This is a genomic window from Thermococcus thermotolerans (genome assembly GCF_024707485.1).
Classification (GTDB): Archaea; Methanobacteriota_B; Thermococci; order Thermococcales; family Thermococcaceae; genus Thermococcus; species Thermococcus thermotolerans.
The window spans coordinates 1,550,375-1,569,678 of sequence record NZ_CP102602.1 but is presented as its reverse complement, the minus strand read 5'-3'; the positions used below and the strand labels follow the sequence as shown (position 1 = coordinate 1,569,678).

At 52.5% G+C, this 19,304-nt stretch carries 17 protein-coding genes; 6 read left to right on the top strand and 11 right to left on the bottom strand.

The features are described 5' to 3' along the window. Window positions 1-33: 33 nt before the first annotated feature. Genes NUS69_RS08855 through NUS69_RS08835 form a run of 5 tightly spaced genes read right to left on the bottom strand, consistent with a single transcriptional unit; the run spans window position 34 to window position 5,002 of the window. Window positions 34-918 carry a glycosyltransferase gene (locus NUS69_RS08855; RefSeq protein ID WP_258083434.1) on the bottom strand — a complete coding sequence of 295 codons (885 nt, stop codon included), beginning with the start codon at window positions 916-918 and terminating at the stop codon, window positions 34-36. Further along, window positions 915-2,186 carry a sulfatase-like hydrolase/transferase gene (locus tag NUS69_RS08850; RefSeq protein ID WP_258083433.1) on the bottom strand — a complete coding sequence of 424 codons (1,272 nt, stop codon included), beginning with the start codon at window positions 2,184-2,186 and terminating at the stop codon, window positions 915-917. Before NUS69_RS08850 ends, NUS69_RS08855 begins: the two co-directional genes overlap by 4 nt. Continuing rightward, on the bottom strand, window positions 2,179-3,129 hold the full coding sequence (locus NUS69_RS08845; RefSeq protein WP_258083432.1) for a glycosyltransferase family 2 protein: 951 nt from the start codon (window positions 3,127-3,129) through the stop codon (window positions 2,179-2,181). The genes NUS69_RS08850 and NUS69_RS08845 overlap by 8 nt, the downstream gene beginning before the upstream one ends. Then, window positions 3,126-3,992 (bottom strand): alkaline phosphatase family protein, encoded by an 867-nt coding sequence (locus NUS69_RS08840; protein ID WP_258083431.1) that lies wholly within the window; start codon window positions 3,990-3,992, stop codon window positions 3,126-3,128. Before NUS69_RS08840 ends, NUS69_RS08845 begins: the two co-directional genes overlap by 4 nt. A 2-nt stretch (window positions 3,993-3,994) precedes the next feature. Beyond that, entirely contained in the window at window positions 3,995-5,002 is a 1,008-nt protein-coding gene (locus tag NUS69_RS08835) for a glycosyltransferase family 2 protein (protein ID WP_258085063.1), read from the bottom strand. 246 nt (window positions 5,003-5,248) lie between these two features. Here NUS69_RS08835 and NUS69_RS08830 point away from each other — a divergent pair, with 246 nt between their 5' ends. Beyond that, on the top strand, window positions 5,249-6,106 hold the full coding sequence (locus tag NUS69_RS08830) for a sulfotransferase (RefSeq protein ID WP_258083430.1): 858 nt from the start codon (window positions 5,249-5,251) through the stop codon (window positions 6,104-6,106). Window positions 6,107-6,536: 430 nt separating this feature from the next. Further along, a complete protein-coding gene (locus NUS69_RS08825) occupies window positions 6,537-7,397 on the top strand; it encodes a cation diffusion facilitator family transporter (RefSeq protein WP_258083429.1) in 861 nt (286 codons plus the stop codon). 37 nt (window positions 7,398-7,434) lie between these two features. Here the strand turns inward: NUS69_RS08825 and mfnA are convergent, their stop codons facing one another. The 3 genes from mfnA to NUS69_RS08810 are packed head-to-tail and all read right to left on the bottom strand — an operon-like array spanning window position 7,435 to window position 10,052. After that, window positions 7,435-8,589, bottom strand: a complete 1,155-nt coding sequence (mfnA, locus tag NUS69_RS08820) for a tyrosine decarboxylase MfnA (RefSeq protein WP_258083428.1) — start codon at window positions 8,587-8,589, stop codon at window positions 7,435-7,437. Window positions 8,590-8,626: 37 nt separating this feature from the next. Next, window positions 8,627-9,802, bottom strand: a complete 1,176-nt coding sequence (locus NUS69_RS08815; protein WP_258083427.1) for a cation:proton antiporter — start codon at window positions 9,800-9,802, stop codon at window positions 8,627-8,629. Between the two features lies 1 nt (window position 9,803). After that, a complete protein-coding gene (locus NUS69_RS08810) occupies window positions 9,804-10,052 on the bottom strand; it encodes a TIGR00304 family membrane protein (RefSeq protein WP_258083426.1) in 249 nt (82 codons plus the stop codon). Window positions 10,053-10,126: 74 nt separating this feature from the next. Here NUS69_RS08810 and NUS69_RS08805 point away from each other — a divergent pair, with 74 nt between their 5' ends. Both NUS69_RS08805 and NUS69_RS08800 read left to right on the top strand, forming a co-directional pair. Further along, window positions 10,127-10,825 (top strand): HAD family hydrolase, encoded by a 699-nt coding sequence (locus tag NUS69_RS08805; protein WP_258083425.1) that lies wholly within the window; start codon window positions 10,127-10,129, stop codon window positions 10,823-10,825. Continuing rightward, the gene (locus NUS69_RS08800; protein ID WP_258083424.1) at window positions 10,797-11,450 is read left to right on the top strand and encodes a diacylglycerol/polyprenol kinase family protein; all 654 of its coding nucleotides are present in this window, start codon (window positions 10,797-10,799) and stop codon (window positions 11,448-11,450) included. The genes NUS69_RS08805 and NUS69_RS08800 overlap by 29 nt, the downstream gene beginning before the upstream one ends. A gap of 68 nt (window positions 11,451-11,518) precedes the next feature. Here the strand turns inward: NUS69_RS08800 and NUS69_RS08795 are convergent, their stop codons facing one another. Next, window positions 11,519-14,944, bottom strand: coding sequence for a CARDB domain-containing protein (locus tag NUS69_RS08795; protein ID WP_308686506.1), 3,426 nt, complete (start codon window positions 14,942-14,944; stop codon window positions 11,519-11,521). Window positions 14,945-15,062: 118 nt separating this feature from the next. On the opposite strand from NUS69_RS08795, the gene NUS69_RS08790 reads away from it, so the two are divergent. Continuing rightward, a complete protein-coding gene (locus tag NUS69_RS08790; protein ID WP_258085062.1) occupies window positions 15,063-17,021 on the top strand; it encodes an alpha-amylase/4-alpha-glucanotransferase domain-containing protein in 1,959 nt (652 codons plus the stop codon). Between the two features lie 73 nt (window positions 17,022-17,094). Next, window positions 17,095-17,583 (top strand): hypothetical protein, encoded by a 489-nt coding sequence (locus NUS69_RS08785; RefSeq protein WP_258083422.1) that lies wholly within the window; start codon window positions 17,095-17,097, stop codon window positions 17,581-17,583. On the opposite strand, the gene NUS69_RS08780 is transcribed toward NUS69_RS08785, so the two are convergent. Next, window positions 17,580-18,236, bottom strand: coding sequence for a DUF257 domain-containing protein (locus NUS69_RS08780; RefSeq protein ID WP_258083421.1), 657 nt, complete (start codon window positions 18,234-18,236; stop codon window positions 17,580-17,582). The two genes, NUS69_RS08785 and NUS69_RS08780, sit on opposite strands and share 4 nt — an antisense overlap. Before the next feature lie 92 nt (window positions 18,237-18,328). Next, entirely contained in the window at window positions 18,329-19,246 is a 918-nt protein-coding gene (gene ttuA / locus NUS69_RS08775) for a tRNA-5-methyluridine(54) 2-sulfurtransferase (RefSeq protein ID WP_258085061.1), read from the bottom strand. Window positions 19,247-19,304: the final 58 nt, after the last annotated feature.

Sequence of the window (19,304 nt, the reverse complement as noted above, 5' to 3'; positions counted from 1 at the left end):
GATTTTGGGAGGGAGGTTTAAAAAGTAATCGGGCTAGAGCCTGCCGAGAAACTTAAGGATGTATATCTTCGTTCTCACGTCAAGGAAAGACCCCAGGACATCGGCGAGGTTCCCCCTCATGGAGGGGTTAAGGCGGAAGGCTTCGAGTATGTCCTTGGCGCCGCTCCTGTCACCCCCGAAGACCTTCAGGAGTCCTATCTGGAGGAGATGGTAGCTGAGCACTCGCGGGTCGTGCTTTATATCACCGTGCTCCTCTATCATCCGGTACCTCCCTGCAAGGTACTTTGCAAAAGAGAACTGGCCCGAGTGTATAGAATAATCTACCAGCGGCTCATCTATCGCCCCAAAAAGGCATATCTTTGACATCCTCAGCCACATGTCCCAGTCCTCGCAAGTCGGGAAGCTCTCCCTGAAAAGTCCCGCCTTCTTGAAACACTCCCTCTTCACCATTATGGTCGATGTTCCTGTTATGTTGTCCTTGAGCATGTACCTGTAGACGTTCCCACTCGCTCGCGGGTGCTTTATTCCGAGGATTTTATTCCGTTCAAGGTAGTAATACGTAAAGGCCGTGTATATGAGGCCGTATTCCTTTGGAAGCTCCTTAAAGAGCTCCAGCTGACGTTCCAGCTTGTTCTCCCGCCAGTGGTCATCATCATCGAGGAAGGCTATGAACTTTCCCCTCGCTTTAAGAACACCTACATTGCGGGCGTTCGCTATGCCCTTTCCCTGCTGGGGGATGTATCTGATCCTTCCATCCCCGTACGAGCGCACGAGTTCCCTCGTTGAATTGCTTCGCGCACCGTCTATTACGAGAACCTCGAAGTCGTCGAATTCTTGGCTTAAAACGCTTTCAATGGCCCGCGTTAGGAGCTCGTTTCGGTTGTATGTGGGAATAACGACGGAAACGGCCGGCCTCACTTGGCCACCCCCCTGCCTGCGAAAAGGCTCAGGTGTTTGACTATGAGCTTTTTGGCGATGTTCCTGAACTCTCCTTCGTTCTCTGCGTTTATTTCTTCAAAGCGCCAGTCCTCAACGTTGAAGACTGCCGTGCCGTCCCTGTGGTATAGCTTCAGCCTGTACTTCTCAAGCTCATGGACGAGCTCCTTTTTATCCTTTGCCAGGTTTGGATACGGATAGTGGGTGCCAAAGCTCTCCGCTATGGCGTACTCTGATGTAAGACTGAACTCCTTGCCTTGAATAGTGCTTAAAATTAGGGGCTTTATCCTTGCAAGGCTGATGTATCCGTTTTCCTTCTCGAGGGGTTCTTCATTGGGCAATCTGATGAGAAGAGGAACTCTTAAAAGCTCGTCATGGAGAAAAACGCCGTGTCCGAGCTTTCCCCCATATTCCCCGAGCAGCTGGCCGTGGTCGCTGGTCACTATGGTTATGGAGTTTTCGAGTATCCCCTTTTCCTGAAGGATACTGAGCATCTCCACGAGTCTTTTTTCAAGGTATTTAACCTGTTCTGGATACCCTTTCCTCCACTTCTCCACCAGCTCGGGCTCTTCTCCGAGGAGTCTGTTGACCACGGGGGCATCTGTGAACCCTTCAAAGAGGGAGTAGGGCTCGTGGACTTCCATCAGGTTGATGAAGATGTAGGATGGAGCCTCAAAGTTGAGTTCCCTGAGGAGTTCGTTCGTAACTTTTGCGCCCTTATCCTTTGGCCACCCTTCTCCGTACCTGCTTATGATTCTCCAGAGGACTTTGAAAGGCAGGACGAACTTCTTCTCCTTCATCAGGGCTTTGACAAGTTCCAGCCCATTTTTGGGCTGATACTTTTTGAGCACCCTGTTGAGCTCCTCTCTGTCCCGGTCCTCGATGAGGGGCTTTAGCGTGTCGTGGAATTCGGAAAAGCCCTTTATCCCAAAGTCTGGCCCAATGAAGAAGTTTGCAGTGAAGAGGTAGGTTGTATATCCAAAGGAAGCTAAAACCTCGTGCAGATACGTTCCGTCTTCCCTGAACCTCACGTCCGGCACTTTTCTCTTTTTGCCCTCGTGCACGCCGTGATAGAGGGGGTAGAGGCCAGTGAACATCGATGCATGACTCGGGATAGTCCATGGAGACGGGACTACGGCGTTTTCATAGCTCGTAAAGCCGAAATTCTCCACTAACATCCGCTCTATATCTTTGCTGTAGTCTTTTCTGAGGGTATCGAGGACTATGAGAATTACGTTCGGCCTATCCACGGACACCACTCTCCTTAACTGGAACGATTCTCGCCGCGGCTTTTATCCTCTTCAGCTTCTCCACGTTGCTACGGAACGAGAGGTCGCGCCTTATCATCTCCCTGAGGTCTCCGTTCTCAATTCTTATCTCCCGGGCTTTAAACGCTTTTAAGTACCCCGCAATGAGGCCGTAGGCTTTGACTGGATTGTCCAGCATGAGGAACGCTGCCCTTGCGAGTATCGAAGTGAAGGTAGCTCCGAGCTTGTAGTTTGACCATCCGAGCATCTCGTAACCCCTCAAAAAGCCGAACCTACCCTCTGTCTCCCTGAGCTGAACTGCTATGGCGTCCACGATCTGCCCCGTCTCCCATCCAAGGAACCTGGCAAGGTAATGGGATACCGTATCGGGACTTGGGCCTTCCCGGTATCCCCCGACCTCTCTGAAGCACTCCCTCCTGAATAGCCTCGGGCTTCCTTTGGGTCTCCTTGGGTCTGTTCCTTCCCATACGAGACGGCCGTTTCTGATGTAGTATCCTCCCCCGCTCACTATTCCGAGTCTGTTGTTTTTGTGGAATGCGTCAATCAGCTTCTCAAAAAACTTCCTTTCGAGGATGAAGTCCGCGTCGAGAACTCCGATGTAGCCAAAGACTGTTCGTCGCTCTATGGCCATTTTGAGTGCATGCCTGAATCCCTTTCTAACGACAACGGAATACCTGTATCTGAGGTCATAGCCGGTGACTTTGTCCCTGAGGTGGAGGACTTCAATCCAGTTGAACTCTCTTGAGAGAGCTTCCGCTATCTCTCCCGTCCTGTCTGTGCTGTTGTCGTCCACAATAAGCCACAACTTTGGCTTAACGCTTTGGTTTATGACGCTCTTGGCTAACAGAGGCAGATTTTTTTCCTCGTTTTTTGCGGGAGTTACGATGATGTAGCCCCTTGTTCTGGAACTTCTCGGCTTTCTCACTTCCTCCCCTCCGCCTTCTCAACGACCAGCTTAAACAAATCTTGAGGCCTCTCTATAAGCTCTCCAGTGTTGCTGCTGAAGAACCCGTGGTCGGAGTGATCTCCACCGCGCGGGTCGCCGGGAATCGGCTCCATTCCATGGTCGGAAATTATGTAGAGTACATCACCGTCGTCCAGCTTCTCTGAGACTTCTTTGACAAGCTTGTTCACATCAAAGTAGAGGTTCATCAGCTTTAGCTTTTTCCTTATGTAGAAGTGGGAAATCTCGTCGAGGAAGGGTGTATACCAAAAGATAAGCTCGTAGTCTCCATCAAGCGCCTCAAAGAGGGCTCTCCTATCCTGCTCATAAGTCGCCATTGCGTATTCCACGAGGGATTTGAGGTTGCCATTTACGGCCTCTTTCATTGCGGCCCTTACCTCGGGATTTGAGACATTCCTGCCATACGATGGAACGCCGTTGGTCCAGGTTTTGTCAAAGTAGTCGAAGATGGTCTTATACTTCCGTGTCCTGAGCAGATAGTCGTAGGTCTGTTCAAAAGGGTTGGGAGCCAGCAGGTTTCCAATCTTTCGCCTGATGTTCTTCGGCAGTATCTTGGCCCCGATTTTAACATAAATAGGCTTTTTAATGTCCTTCGCAATGGCCGTTTGCCGGGCTATGAACTTCTGCCTCTTGACGAAGGGTTCCTCTATTTCAGGAACCTTTCTGCCGGTGAGCATGGAGGCCCATATTGGAGGAGTGACTATGACCTTGAAGTCTGAAAGATCCGTCTTGGTGTAGGCCCTTTGTTTGAGGTGCTTGAGATTCCACTCTTCAACGAGGTTGTATTCGAGCCCGTCTATCCCGAGTATGACTATCCTTCCCATCGTCAGTTCCCCCGGTTTGCCCAGAAGTTTACCTCTCCCTTCTTAATCCTGTTTCGGTTTGAGAGGGCAAGCCACATGGCTTCAATCATGTAGATGATCTTGAGGGCTTTCTCCTTTTTGAAGCCGGAAGTCACGAAGAGTATGGAGTGAAGCAGGAGGTCTCCAATCCTGCCAAGAACGTAGATGGCCTTGTTTCTAGCGTTCTGTTCGAAGAGCTTGTAGAACAGATAGAGGTGATAGACCTGTTTCATGGTTTCGAACTGCTTTGATGGAAGTCTTCCTGCTGGGGCCTCCTTATGCACCAGCCTCGCATGGGGAGTCTGATAGAGCGAACCCGGAAAGAGCTTGTGAACTCTGTATGAGAAGTCCTTGTCCTCCCCTATTGCGTACCTCTTGAGGCGCTCGTCGAATTCGAGACTTTTAAATACTTCCCTCCGGTATGACATGTTCGTTCCGCTGAAGCTCTCTCGCCTTATCACCCGGATAACACGGTAGGGGAGAACCTCAAAGAGTGAGGGGAGTTGTTTGTGAACATCGACCTCGTAGTAGCCGCGCTGGAGGAGCCACCAGAGAAACTTCAGAAAACCGAACCGGATGAGCGGGTTGTTTGGGTTTATCCTGTTGGCTATAAAACCCTGAACACCCATGGCGTTTGGGTATTCCACATACACCTTGATGAGGTTCTTTATATAATCTCTCTCAAGAACGACGTCATCGTCCAGGAAGAGCACTATCTCGCCCCTTGCTATCTTTGCTCCGGCGTTTCTAGCGTGGGGGAGGCTGGCGCCGGGGAGGGCAACATGCTTCACGGCGATTCCGGCGTCTCGCATTTTCTTGAAGATGTCATCGGACTCCTCCTTCACTATTTCCCATGAACTATCGGAGCTGCCATTAAGGATAATGACTTCTATTGGGTGGACTGTCTGTTCAATTATAGACTCAAGACACTCTTTGAACTCTCTGGGACGTTTGTAGAGTGTTGATATGATAACTGATACGGACATGGGCATCACTATCAAAATGAGAACCCTGGAACAGTTTAAAAAGATAGCTAGGCGGATGTCGCAAACTATTTAAGTAGCCCCCGTTAACGCATGTTTTGAGTATCATCGGAGGGGAAAATAATGGGGCCGCTCTCGTTCTTTGTTTCTAGAACCAATTATATCTTGGATTTAATCACCATGCGACTACATGATTTTAGAATTGAGGATACTGTGGGAATCTTTGGAACCCGCAGGTCCGGTTCTACATGGCTCATGGAGCTTTTGGAGTCTCTTCCCGAATACAAATCCGTCTTTGAGCCATTTCACCCCTCATGGTATCCAGAGTTCAGAAAGCTCGGCATACCCTACGACCCCTACGTTCCCACACAGGAGAACTACCCGAAGCTGAGGGCATATTTGGAGAAGGTTTTTACCGGTCGGGTGGGAGCCCAATTCCCCCACAGGCAGTACCTTAGAATGGGGATCATAATCCGCCGTTTCAATGCATCCAAGCTCGTCGTTAAGTTCGTCAGGGCAAACACAATGCTTCTGTGGATTGCGAACACGTTCAATCTAAGGGCCATCTACTTCATAATACGTCATCCCTGTGCAACGATAGCCTCCCAGCTTGCGACTGGATACTTCTCGCGGATAACCAAGGAACAGTTCCTGAGTGAAATCCAGAAGGTGCCGGAGCTGGCTGAGAGCGAGCGGTTGATGGACAGGCTTTCGGGCATTAACTCTCAGATAGAACTCTTGGCGGCCATCTGGGCCTTTGAAAACTACATTCCTCTGGCCTCCAAGAAGCCACATCCATGGTATACTGTGATCTATGAGCGTCTCGTTGTGAATCCGGAGGGGGAGCTGAAGGCAATTTTTGGATACATCGGAGAGGAAGTGCCAGAGGGGGCCGTAAGGCGGATAAAAACGCCCAGCAAAGTAACCAGGAAGACCTACGGAAGGGACTACATAGGTACCCCCAGGCAGCTGATAAAGTGGCGCGAAAAGCTTAGTGAGAGGCAGGTTAAAGACATTCTGGAAGTAGTCTCATGGTTCGGACTCGATTTCTACACAGAGGATCCGGAGCCAGACTACGATGCGCTGTTGAAATGGCGGCCTCCGTTTAAATGAGTGCCCGTCAGTGTTGCTACTTAAGATGGCTGTTCTTGGTGTATTCAGAAGTGATTCTGTGCAGTGGATATTGACATGTGTTTGAAGTATTCAACTGTCTTCAGACAGCCCTTGCTGAGCAACCGTTTTAAGCCCCTCTTCCAACACCCAATCGCGATGATGAGTGATGGGCGAACCGATCGGTGAGGAAGGAAAGGTGATCGCTGAGCAACCCTTTTAAGGCCCATCTCCAACCTTTCCCGGGATGATGACTTCAGCCTTGTCTGAGGCTCGTGATGATGGAGTGACGGACTGACCGTTGGCCTTATTTTTATGCCCTCTTGAATTAAATTAGTCTAACAAAATTGGAAAACCTAATAAAGTTAAATATCCGAATGGTGATGGCAAGGTTTAAATATTGTGTGCATATGCACAAAATTGTGGTGATACCGTGGAGGAAATATACAGGCCGATAGGGGTCAGCATAGCAGGGAACGTGGTGCTCTCGCTCATCAAGGTCATCGTAGGGCTCATGTATTCGAGCATAGCCCTCATCTCGGACGGAGTCCACTCCTTGAGCGATGTCATCACAAGCGTCATAGGCTACGCTGGGATAAAGATATCCTCCAAACCGCCTGACAGGAGCCACCCCTTTGGCCACTCCCGCTTCGAGCCTCTGGTGGCGTTCTTAATCGGTGAGGCGCTCCTCATAGTGGCCTACGAGATAGGCAGGGATGCGGTTTACCGTATCCTCCACGGGGGCACTATCCAGGTCAACTCCATAATGCTCGGCGTCACGGTTCTGTCCATCCTCTCCAAAGAAGCCATGTTCCGCTATTCGGTTTACGTTGGTAAGAAGCTCAACAGTCAGATACTCATAGCGGACGCCTACCACCACAGGAGCGACGCGCTGAGCAGCGTGGCCGTTCTCGTTGGGCTTGTGGCCCAGAGGTTTGGGTTTGGTTACGGCGACTCCCTTGCGGGCCTTGTCGTGGCCCTATTTCTTGTGAGGGTCTCCTTTGATATAATCCTGAGGAACCTCGGCTACCTGACCGGCCAGGCTCCACCCTTTGAGGTGTGTGAGAGGATAAAGAAGACCGCCTTAAACGTTCCGAACGTCCTCGGCGTCCACGACCTGAGGGCCCACTACGTTGGGAACAAGCTCCATGTTGAGCTCCACGTAGAGGTGCCTCCGGAACTCACACTGAAAGAGGCCCACGATATCAGCGAGGAGGTCAAGAAGAGGATAGAGGAAATCCCCGAGGTGGAGGTCGCCTTCGTCCACGTCGACATAAAGGGGGTTACGGAGTGATGTCTCAGTTTTAGTATCGGGATATTAAATCGTGTTATTAACGTCCCAGCACGACCTCCCTCAGGTCCTTCAAAAACTCTTCCAGGTGCTCCCTCTTCACGTGGGGCATCATGACGATTCTGATGTAGCCCCTGTGGGCGCTTATGCCCCAGCCGCGCCTCTTCAGTTCCTCCTCGACCTCCTCAAGGTTCTTGGTTCCAAAGGATACTATGTTGAGAACGGGCTCCCTGATGAGGTAAACTCCGGGGATTTTTTTCAGTTCCTCCGCGAACCACCTGCTAAGATCCATAGCCTCCCTTACGATCTCCTTGTAGCCCTCGAAGCCGAGGTGTTTTATCATCGCCCACACGGCCAATGCACTTGCTCCCGGCCTGGTTCCGGTTATGGTGGCCTGCCAGACCTTGCCCCCTGCGAGGTACGGTGCGGGAACGCTTATTGCCTCAAGGAGCTTCTTTTCCCTGAAGATTATCCCCCCGGCAGGGATGGGCACCATTCCCATCTTGTGGGGGTCTATGGTTATGCTCTTCACGCCCCTCAGCCTGAAGTCAAAGTCGGGGATGTCGTAGCCGAGTTCCTTGGCGAAGGGTATCACGAAGCCGCCAAAGGCCGCATCAACGTGGAGCGGAAGGCCGTAGTCGATGGCCAGGTCGCTCAGAGCGGGAATATTATCCACAACGCCGAGCCCCGTTGTCCCCGCGATTCCGACTATTCCTATGGTCTTGTCCGTGATTTTAGCCTCAACGTCATCAACATCGACGGAGTAGTCCTCCCTCAGCTTTGCCCAGACGAGTTTGACCCCAAGCATCTCGCTTGCCTTCAGGAAGGAGAAGTGGGCACTCTCCGGAAGAACCAGCTCTGGCCTTTCGACCTCTGCGATGTTCCGGAAGGCCCGCACCGCCAGAATATTGGCCTCCGTGCCGCCGGAGACTATGTGTCCGTAGCCCTTCTCTAGGCCCAGGAGGTTCGAGAGCATCCCAACTGCTTCCTCCTCGATCCTCTGGCTGCCCACGTGCAAACCGGGATCGCCGAGGTTCCTGTCTATGTACCTCCTAACGATCTCAACGGCAAAGGGATGGGGATAAGTGCACATCGAGCCGAGTATCCTTCCGGAGTCGAATGTCAGATCTAAAGATGTTTTTTCTTCAAGCTCCTCCAGAACCTCTTCCTCGCCCGCACCTTTTCTCGGAAACATCCTCTCACCAGCCTGGCACTACTCCTCGGGGAGGGATTTAAGCTTTTGCCCTCTGGATATAGGCCTTGAAGAACAGCGGGGTCGTCAGCGCGGTCAGCATCGAGACGGCTATGAAGCTGGCAAAGAGAACCTGGTCTATCAGCCCCGCTGAAAGGCCGAAGGTCAGTATGGCCAGCTCCAGGCTTCCCCTTCCCCCCATGCCTATGCCGACCAGTATTGAGTCCCTCCAGCTGAGGCCGAAGAGCTTGCTCCCCAGGCCGCACCCGAGGAGCTTCCCGAGAACTGCTGAGAGGTAAAGGGCCCCTATGAGTGTAAGGCTCATTCCTGCCGTTGGGGGGTTAAACATGAGCCCGACGTAGATGAAGAACAGGGGTATGAAGAACTCGGTGAGGACCACCTGCAGGTCTTCTATGAGCTCGTTCAGCTTTATCCGGGTGACCACAAGGGGGTCCTTCCTTTCCCTCAGCCGGCTTATTGTGAGACCGGCCAGGTAGGCACCGATTATCTGGTTGAGGCCGGCTTTCTCGGCTATGATTGCGAGTGCAAAGGTCAGGATGAGGGTGAATGTGAAGAAGACGTTCAGGTTCCTGACGATTGAGTAGAACCACCTTGCCCTCTTGAAGACGTACTCGGAGATGAGGAGAGTGGCCGCTATGAACGTGAATATCTTGACGGTCAAAATTCCAAAGGAGACTATGTCGAGGCCCCCTCCGGCGAGGGCCGTTATGATGCCTATGAGGTAGACTGCCATTATGTCGTCGGCGAACGCTGCACCCATGATAATTGACGAGACTTCCCTCTTGACGCGTTCCTTGGCCAGGACCCCGCTTGTCACCTCTATGGCCGTGTTTCCGAGAGTTATTCCTATGAATATTGCCGCAGTTGTGCCCTTGCCGAAGTACATCACAGTGATGAAGCCCAGGATGAACGAGAACGCAACCCCAAGGCTGGCGACCACGACTGCCTTCTTGGTGTTCTGTGCTATCGCCGAGAAGTTGCTGGTGAGTCCCATGTAGAGCATCATCATTATCAGCCCAAACTCCGCCAAAACCCCCAGCTCTTCCGTCGGTTCGATGACGCCCAGCACGAAGGGCCCCAGCAGAACACCGGTCAGGACGTGGGCTATTATCGGGTGTATGTTGACGCGCTCAAAGAGCCATTCGATGCTCTTTGCAACGACTAGGAGAATTGCCAGCGCAGGCAGAAAGTCCACGTCATCCCCTCCTCGCGAGCAGAGCCCCTATTATCCAGAGTGCCATCAGTATTATCGCGAGTATCACTGCAATGCCCACGCCCCTGCCCGTCCCGAAGATTATTGGCACCGGGCCTATCATTATAACCCCGCCGCCCTCCACTTCGCCTTCACCGCCGAGGGCCAAAACTGCTGTTCCAATAAAGACTAGCAGGAATCCGAGCAGTATCATTCCCATGCCGGCCAGTATGAGCAGGCTCCCCTTATCCATACGTTGAAGACTTTTCCGTCATCTTTTAAAACTTATCCAAAGGGTTTAAATGCCGGGGAGCCAAATTCTCCAACATGCTTGTGCTCGTTGACCTGGATGATACCCTCTGCAACACGTGGGAGGCCGGAAAATATACGATACTCCGTCTCATCCCTTTCCTTCTGAAACGGAGGAAGTTTAAGGCGTTCTTCTACATACTCACCGCCCGCTACCGCGAGCTTGAGCAGTCCCGGGAGCTCCACATGATGGACCTCGATAAAATCGTGGAGAGGCTCCTCAGAAAGATATACGTTGGCATCTCGCCGGAGGAGCTCGATGAGATACAGGAGCTCGTGGACAGGGTCTTTTTCTCAAACCTGAAGCTGTTCCCGGACGCGGTTCCTTTCCTTGAGGGGCTCAGAGGGATGGGTGCCCGGATAGTGCTCGTAACTGACTCCTCGACCAGATGGCAGAGGAAGAAGCTCGAATACCTCGGCATAAAGGACTACTTCGATGCACTTGTAATCAGCGGAGAGACCGGGCACAGCAAGCTCGACCCCCACAACTTTCGCCTGGCTAGGCGGCTCTTTCCCCACGAGGACGAGGTCTACATGGTCGGCGACAGGGACGACACTGACATGAGGGGCGGGAGGGAAATAGGGGCCGTTACAATACTCGTCAGCAGGGGGTATTTCAAGGGGAGGCTCGCAAAGCACGCCGATTACGTGGTCAAAGACCTCATGGAGGCCCTGGAGGTGATAAGGCGTGAGCATGAAAAACGAGCTGAAGCGTAAGTCCCTTCACCTCACCGGCCTTCTTGTTCCAGTCTCGTACCTGCTCTTCGGCAGGGAGGTCACCCTCACCCTCATAGGCGTGGCCTTTTTCCTTTTCGTCGTGCTCGAACCCTTCAGGATAATCGAGGAGCTGAGGGACAACATCAAGAGGAGGCTTAAGATATACGTTGACAACGACGTCTTCGAGCGCGTTGAGGTTCTGGAGAAGCAGATACGGGAGATAACGAGGGAGCACGAACGCTACCGCGTGGCAGCCCACATATACTTTGCCGCGGCGGCGTTTATCATTGTCTACTTCTTTCCCATGGAGATAGCGATAGGGGCCATCACGGTTGCAACCGTGGGGGATGCCCTGGCGGCTATAGTCGGCAAATCCCTGGGCAGGCATCGCTTCAGCAACGGCAAGAGCCTTGAGGGCAGTGCCGCGTATTTCCTGTCCGGACTTCTGACGCTCTGGCCCCTTGTAGGGCCCCTTTTGGCAGTCCTTGGTTCTCTAACTGGCATGCTTGTGGAGTTCTATGGTTTCCCGCCGGGGAAGGATCCGGGGGAACAGCTGGATGACAACTTTTCAAACCAGCTGGCGATAGCGGTTGTGCTGTATATCGCGGCGCTTTTCCTGGCCTGATTTTTATTCTACGTTCTCAATGTACATCAATGAGACCGCATAAAATGGTAGAAAAGAGTGGATGGAGGTCACTCTATGGTGACCGTGGCGAACTTGGTAAACGTGTCCTCGTCGCCCCACTCTTCGCCGGGCGCTTTGTCCTTGACGGCGTCCTGGAGCGGCAGGCTGTCAACGGCAGAATCGCCGGCACCCTGTCCCGTTACATATGCCACCATACTGAGCTTCTCCGGCTTTCCTCCGAGGGCCTCCCAGGGGATGGCTATCTCAAGGGTCTGAAGTCCGTTCTCCGCTCCCCCTGTGTAGGCGTAGAATCCAACCCATTTGAGCTCCTCGTACTTCCATGCCGAACCGTCCCATACGACAAACTGTGCACTGGTTATGTTGCTGGTTCCCTTGTCTCCGAAGAACTCACCGTTCCAGAAGAAGTACAGCTGCGCGTCCACGCCCTGGCTGAAACCAACCTTCCTGCCCCATGCGTCGGTTCCGGCAGTGTAGCCTCCGTCCTTGTAGTCCATCGCTATGCCGTAGGCAACCCTCCACGATGCCTTGTTCTCCGTGGTGAGGGCTATGTAGAGGAACTGGTCGTCGTAGTCGACGTAGAGGGCCTTGAGGTTTGCACCGTCCTGCCCGTAGCCGGTCTCATCAACGGCTATGGGCTGGACGTTCCAGTCGTCGAGGTTGCCGTCTATGGTCTTGGTGAGGTTCTTGGCGAGCTCCTGCATGTGTTTTTCCCTTTCCAGCTCGCCGCTCTGGGCCTTTTCGACCATTGACTCCATTTCTCTGACTATCTTTTTCATTCCGGTGTAGGCCCGGTATATCTTAAGTGAGGCACCGAACGCATAGTTCGGGCTGTCTATCAGCTCTTTGCCCTCGTTGTAGAGCTTCAGGAGATCCATGACCTCATTTTTGAGCTCGTTGAGCCTGTCCTTCATGTCGTCAGTGAGCGGCATATTGCTCAGCTTCTCCATGAGGGTGCTGTAGCTGGAGTAGTCCCTTTCGAAATGCCGTATACCGTAGAACCTGTTGAGCATGACAAAGGAGTTCTGGTACTGGATTAGCCTCTGCATTTTGACACTGACCAGAGTGGCACTCTCAACGATGTTGTCCATTCTGATCCTGATGTAGTAATCGGGGATGTTATCGGAGAGCTCCTCTGTGGTGCTCGGCTCCTTGGTTATGGTATCAACTATGTCGCTTATTCCATCGTTCGCGAACGGGTCTCCGAAGTTCCAGACGGCCGGACCGTAGCTGAAGCCCGTTGCAACCTGGAAGCTGAACTCCTTGGCTCCTCCAAAGACGCTCAGCGGGATTCTAACCTCAACAGTGTTCTTGTGGAGGTTAATTCCAACGAGGGCGCCGCTGACCTGCACGATGTTTCCGGCGGGATCTACAAAGTACAGCAGGGAGGTCTTGCCCGTTCCGGCGGAGGCTACGGCTGAGGTTTGGCCCGTGTACTGGCTCCCCCCGAGGTTTATGGCCATCTGGATGTCCCACTGAAGGACCCCGTTGGTGTCCATTTCACCGGCGAACCACGTAGCTCCACCGTCCTTATAGTCTATTGGAACGGCTATGAACGTGGCACCGTTGTCCCCGATTTTTATGTTGCTCATGTTGGCGAACTTGAAGAGGAAGTACACGTAGCGGTCGTCCTTGGTGACGCCAACCTCCGTCAGGTCAGCGTGGGCTGAAGTCCCTCCTGGTAGCCACTGATCCTTGTCGTGCTTCTGGTCGTTCGTAGCGTCGCTCCATACGAAGACGCCGTTCTGGACAGTGTATGAGTTCGGGGCGATGCTAACCGCCGGCCAGTCGTCGGGGTTCCCGTCGACGTCTATGCTGCCCACCCAGACAACCTGGACGTCCATAGTGAACTCGTTGTTGTTCTCGTTGGCCTCGGGGATGAGGTTGTCCTCGTCAACGACTGCCCTTATGGTGTACGTCCCTGCGGCGTTCGGGCTCCAGTTGAAGAGGAACCACCTGCTCTCCCCGGCCGCGAGATCGGTTGTCCAGTTGGCGTAAATGTTGCCGTTGATGTATACCCTGACAGTTGCGCCTGTAGTAGCCACGGATCCCTTGTTTTCAACGGTGATATTGTACCTTGCGACTCTATTGATGCCGACGACACTCGGGCCACTGAGGGAAATCGTTAACTCAGGAACTGGGATGAATATTTCAAAGTCCGCCATTTTTGTTATTGTGTCGCTGTCGGTTCTCTCATCCGGGCTGTCATTTGCGGCACTTTCATCCGGGAGTATATCCACGGCACTGCCGCTGTCTCCCGTCACCCACGCAGCTATTGCAAGCTTTTTGGGTTTGCCTCCAATTGCTGACCAGGGTATGGCTATTTCGAGGGTCTTAAGGCCGTTGGTAGAGTCCCCCATGTATGCATACTTGCCTCCCCTGTCAACGAGATTTGGCCAGTCCCAGCCACCGTTGTATGTGTTGAGCTGTGCAGTTGTTATTGATGCACTTCCCTGATCCCACCAGAAATAAACTTCATAATCTATGGCGTACCCGTTTCCGAAGCTTATGCTTCTATCCCATGCGTCGCTTGTTCCTGTATAGCCATTTCCGGTTCCGGGGTCAACGTCAATTCCAAAGCCATATGCCATTCCCCAAGGGCCCGCGTTCTCAGTGTTGTTCGTTTCAATGGCTATGTAGAGATACTGGTCATCCCATGAGACGTAGAGCTTTGTGAGGTTGCCTCCCCGTTCTCCGGCTCCGATGGTATCTTCTGCGGCTAACTCGTTGGCACTCCAATCACTCAGGTCGCCGTCTATGGTCTTAGCGCCGACGTATATCTCTGCAAAGTTGGTGAGTGTGTCTGGATCAGTCCATTCATTGTTTATATTTGAGTAGTCTATAGCTGGATCAACGGGAAGTGTATCAACTGCCGAGTCCCCATCATTGTTTCCAGCAGCCCACACAATTATCCCGATGCTGTTCGGCTTTCCTCCTATGGTGTTCCATGGGATTTTTATCTCTATAGTCTGGATTCCTTGGTTCCCACCAACGTAAGCGTAATCTCCTATGTCCTTTACATTCCCCATGCTTCCCCATCCACTTCCTGTCCAGTCGTGCATCCCCATCCAGACAATTTGTCCATCTTGAGCCTCAGCGTAGATTATGTAATCTGGAAGGAACTGCCCCGAAAACTGTATGTTCTTTGCCCAGGGGTCAGTGGTTCCCCCATTACCACTCCCCGGGTCAATATCAATGGCTATGCCATAGTCGGGCCAGTATTTGGCAGTATTGTTTGTTTTAATGGCAATGTACAGGTACTGGTCATCCCATGCCACATAGAGCCTGTCCAAATCTGCTCCAGGAATACCACTTGGAACTCCTGTAGCTATCAAATCCGAGGCCGTCCAGTCGCTTAAACTTCCGTCTATGATCTTGGTTCCATAGAGGGCACTTGCAAACCTGCCAAAGGGCACCAGGCTGAGAACGAGAACCGCCATCAATACCAGCGCTACCTTTTTCTTCAATCTACACACCTCCAGTGGTGCATAATCCCCAAGGGTGTACGGTAGTCACCGTTAGTGAATATTTAGAGAAAAAGGTTTATATGCTTTTCTTTCCATATCACTGGTAGTGATAACAGGGGTGGTTGCCATGGTGAACTTCATATTCGGGATCCATAACCATCAGCCTCTCGGTAACTTCGGTTGGGTCTTGGAGAGTGCCTACGAGCGTTCCTACCGGCCGTTCATGGAGATACTTGAAGACTACCCGAACATGAAGGTCGCGGTCCATATAAGCGGTCCCCTCCTTGAATGGCTGGAGGAGAACCGTCCCGAGTATATTGACCTTCTCCGTTCCCTTGTTCGGAAAGGACAGCTTGAGATAGTGGTTGCGGGCTTTTATGAACCCGTTCTGGCGGCGATTCCGAAGGAGGACAGGATAGAGCAGATAAAACTCCTCAAGGACTTCGCCAGGAGGCTCGGCTACGATGCCAAGGGCGTCTGGCTTACCGAGCGTGTGTGGCAGCCGGAGCTCGTAAAGAGCCTCCGCCAGGCTGGTATAGAGTACGTCATCGTTGACGACTACCACTTTATGAGCGCCGGTCTGAGCAAGGAAGAACTCTTCTGGCCTTACTACACGGAGGACGGCGGGGAGGTAATAGCCGTTTTTCCGATAGACGAGAAGTTGCGCTACCTTATACCCTTCCGTCCGGTTGAGAAGACAATCGAGTACCTCCATTCCCTCGACGACGGCGACGGGAGCAAGGTTGCTGTCTTCCACGACGACGGTGAGAAGTTCGGGGTCTGGCCCGGAACATACGAGTGGGTGTATGAAAAGGGCTGGCTCAGGGAGTTCTTTGATAGAGTTTCAAGCGATGAGAGGATAAGCCTGACCCTCTACTCGGAGTACCTTTCGAGATTTAAGCCGAGGGGCATTGTGTACCTCCCGATAGCTTCCTACTTCGAGATGAGCGAGTGGAGCCTTCCGGCGGAGCAGGCGAAGCTCTTCGTTGAATTCGTGGAGACACTGAAGAAGCACGGAAAGTTTGAGAAATACAGGGTTTTCGTCCGCGGCGGAATCTGGAAGAACTTCTTCTTCAAGTACCCCGAGAGCAACTACATGCACAAGAGAATGCTGATGGTGAGCAAGCTGGTGAGGGAAAACCCCGAGGCGAGAAAGTTCATCCTCAAGGCCCAGTGCAACGACGCCTACTGGCACGGCGTCTTCGGTGGCGTCTACCTCCCCCACCTCAGGAGGGCGGTCTGGGAGAACATCATCAGGGCGAATAGCCATGTGAAGGTTGGAACTTTCGTGAGGGACATAGACTTCGACGGCCACGATGAGGTCTTTCTGGAGAACGAGAGCTTCTACGCGGTGTTTAAACCCTCCTACGGTGGAGCGCTGTTCGAGCTCAGCTCAAAGAAACGGGCGGTCAACTACAACGACGTTCTCGCTAGGCGGTGGGAGCACTACCACGAAGTCCCCGAGGCGGCCACCCCTGAAGAGGGGGGCGATGAGGGGGTTGCGAGCATACACGAGCTTGGCAAGCAGATTCCAGAGGAAATACGGCGGGAACTTGCCTACGACAACCACCTCAGGGCGCTCCTTCAGGATCACTTCCTCGACCCGGAAACGGCTATAGATGAGTACCGCCTTGCGAGATACCTGGAGCTCGGTGACTTCGTGAAGGGAGCATACGACTACAGCACCTCCGATGGGGGCATCGCCCTCTGGCGCGATGGGACTGTCTCGGGAAGGGCTGCGAGGGTTGAGAAGGTCTTCCACCTGAAAGATGATGGCTTTGCCGTTGACTACGCAGTAAAGAGTGACGCCAAGGCCCTCTTCGGCGTTGAGCTGAACTTGGCCGTTCACAGCGTTATGGAGAAACCCGAGGAGTTCGGGGCGAAAAGCTTTGAGGTGAACGACCCCTACGGAATCGGGAGAGTGAAGATAGAGCTCGACAGAAACGCAAGGGTCTGGAAGTATCCAATAAAGACCCTCAGTCAGAGCGAAGCTGGATGGGACTTCATCCAGCAGGGCGTCAGCTATACCCTGCTGTTCCCGGTGGACGGTGAACTGAGGTTCCGGATTAGATTCAGGGAGCTCTAAGTTTTTAACTCTCCATTCTCACAATTTTCCAAAATATTTTTAAGTCTGATTTTCTACTTCAAATGGTGATACGATGATAGAGGATGCCGCGAGGAACGCCGTCATAGGTCAGGTTGTGCTGATACTGGCAGGACTTGCTGGGGGCTTTCTGGGCTTTCTGGTTTCACTCTTTGGATTCGGAGCGTACGCCCTCGGGATGAACGGCTTTGCGGAGGTTTTCGGGGATAGCAGGATATTCAGATTCGTCGTGTTTGCGGTTGTAACATCGCTGGCCGCTGTCCTGGTTCTTCTGGCCGGTTCCGCCAAGGCGGGCCTGGTTCTCTTGGCGGTGGCGTACCTCTTCGAGATACTGGCCAACTACTACCTGTACCGTGCCTCGGGTGTTCCCGCGGTGATATGGGGGTACGGTCTTATGTTGCTTGGGCTCCCGCTCCTTCTTGTCTACATCGGGGTGCTCCTCATCATAGCGGGCAGGGTCATGGTGATATACGGCTACTATTCGATTCCAGAGATGTACAGAATAAGAAGAAAAGCGAAGAAGCACATGGGGATGGCCCTTTAAACCCTGATTGTTAGTCCTTCCAGGCTCTTGTTTATTGATTTTATGACGTAAAACTCAGTAACCTTGTCTTTCCTCGAAACCCTTATCACTGTGGTGGCAATATCCTCAAGGATGTCCACAACGGACCTCCTTGATGAGTCAATTACCTTGGCCTTCAGAAACTGTATTGAAAGCCTCCTTTCGTCCCCAACATATCTCGATATGGCGGTTATTATGGCCTGAATGTTCCTTGGGTAGAATTCTGAGGTTACAAAGAGCTTTTCAAGCCCCACGGCCACGGTCAGTAATGGGGCTTCTGAATTTAGGACTTCCTCGTAAGTTTCCTCAAACTTCTTTGCCAGTATGACAGGTTCGGAGGTGTCCCTTATCCACCCCAGTATATCTCCAGTTTCGATTTTGCCCCCTATTTTAATCGCTTTGACTTTATCAAAAATCTCGTCGTTTATTCCCGCCAGCTTCGCCTTTGCTTTTAGAAGGTAAAGCGAGTCAAAAATGTCCACAACCACCACTGTGTACCCCTTTTCATTTCCCCACCGTATTAACTGGGATAGCCCAAAGTACTGGTCCCCACTGTCTGTCCTTTCTATCAGGACTATCTCACCCCTTTTGAGGGATTCCCAAAGCGTATCCATGAGGCCGTCTGGGACACTCACCGCAGGTCACCTATACCTATTGGGTTTGATATCTTTAATAAAGTATGCTATTGTGGATGAAGATCGAACGTTTAAGTGTGCTTCGGAATGGATTACTCCCTTCTGAGGCTGAAATCAAGCGCTTTCTCCATGCGCCAGAACCTGCAGAACGAACATACCTCCCCGCTCGATGGCATCCCGCAAACTTTACACTCCCTCAACTCCTTCTCCTGGAGCTCGGCCTCGAAGATGTGCTTCTTCCTAAGGTAGCCCTTCACGAAGTTTATCTTGGTTCCGGGCCTCTTCTCCTCCATATCGTTGAGTATGCCCTTGTACTCTATGGTCGGGGCCCCAACCGCGTGGGGGCATTCTTCGATGTGGTACTCTATGCCGTTCGCCAGGGCGTACGCCACGACCTCCCTCTCGGTCAGCTCGTAGAGAGGCTTTATCTTCTTCACGAGCTTTCCGTTGAACTGGGAAGGAGTTACGGGCCCCTGCTTTGCCAGGTACTGCGTGTTCCAGTTCATCAGGTTGGCGAAGATGAAGCTCGCCTCGTCGTCGAGGTTGTGGCCGGTGGCGACTGCATCAAATCCGTTGTCGTAGGCGAACTTGTTGAAGATGTAGCGCTTGGTTAAGCCGCAGTAGGAGCATGTGGGCCGTCTCGTCCTAACTTCGCCGATTCCATGGCCCAAAAGCTCCTTAACCCTGACGATGTGGAGGGGAACCCCCAGAGCTTCGCACTGCTTCTTTGCATATTCTTCGCTCTTCTCCGAGTACTCTCCGATGCCCAGGTTGATGTGGAGGCACTCGATGTCGTAGCCGAGTTTTTTCAGCACGTAAGCTGTAACCGCTGAGTCCTTCCCGCCACTCACAACAACCAGAATCCTCTCGCCCGGTCTGATAAGCTTGTAGCGCTCTATTGTCCTCTTCACCTTCCTCTCGAAGTACTCCGTGAAGTGCTCCGGGCAGAGGTAGGTTCTTGGGTAGTGAAGCTTAATGAAAGCTGGCTTCTCGCAGAACTTGCACCTCATGGGCATTTCTCTCACCGAAAATAGAGGAGGTGGTGGCCTTTTAATTTTAATCCCTAAA

Bases quoted from the DNA above. Each gene is read 5' to 3' on its own strand.
- ttuA (WP_258085061.1), bottom strand. From the start codon at position 19,246: ATGAGGTGCAAGTTCTGCGAGAAGCCAGCTTTCATTAAGCTTCACTAC.
- NUS69_RS08785 (WP_258083422.1), top strand. From the start codon at position 17,095: ATGATAGAGGATGCCGCGAGGAACGCCGTCATAGGTCAGGTTGTGCTG.
- NUS69_RS08840 (WP_258083431.1), bottom strand. From the start codon at position 3,992: ATGGGAAGGATAGTCATACTCGGGATAGACGGGCTCGAATACAACCTC.
- NUS69_RS08810 (WP_258083426.1), bottom strand. From the start codon at position 10,052: ATGGATAAGGGGAGCCTGCTCATACTGGCCGGCATGGGAATGATACTG.
- NUS69_RS08805 (WP_258083425.1), top strand. From the start codon at position 10,127: ATGCTTGTGCTCGTTGACCTGGATGATACCCTCTGCAACACGTGGGAG.
- mfnA (WP_258083428.1), bottom strand. From the start codon at position 8,589: ATGTTTCCGAGAAAAGGTGCGGGCGAGGAAGAGGTTCTGGAGGAGCTT.
- NUS69_RS08790 (WP_258085062.1), top strand. From the start codon at position 15,063: ATGGTGAACTTCATATTCGGGATCCATAACCATCAGCCTCTCGGTAAC.
- NUS69_RS08835 (WP_258085063.1), bottom strand. From the start codon at position 5,002: ATGCCCATGTCCGTATCAGTTATCATATCAACACTCTACAAACGTCCC.
- NUS69_RS08830 (WP_258083430.1), top strand. From the start codon at position 5,249: ATGGAGCTTTTGGAGTCTCTTCCCGAATACAAATCCGTCTTTGAGCCA.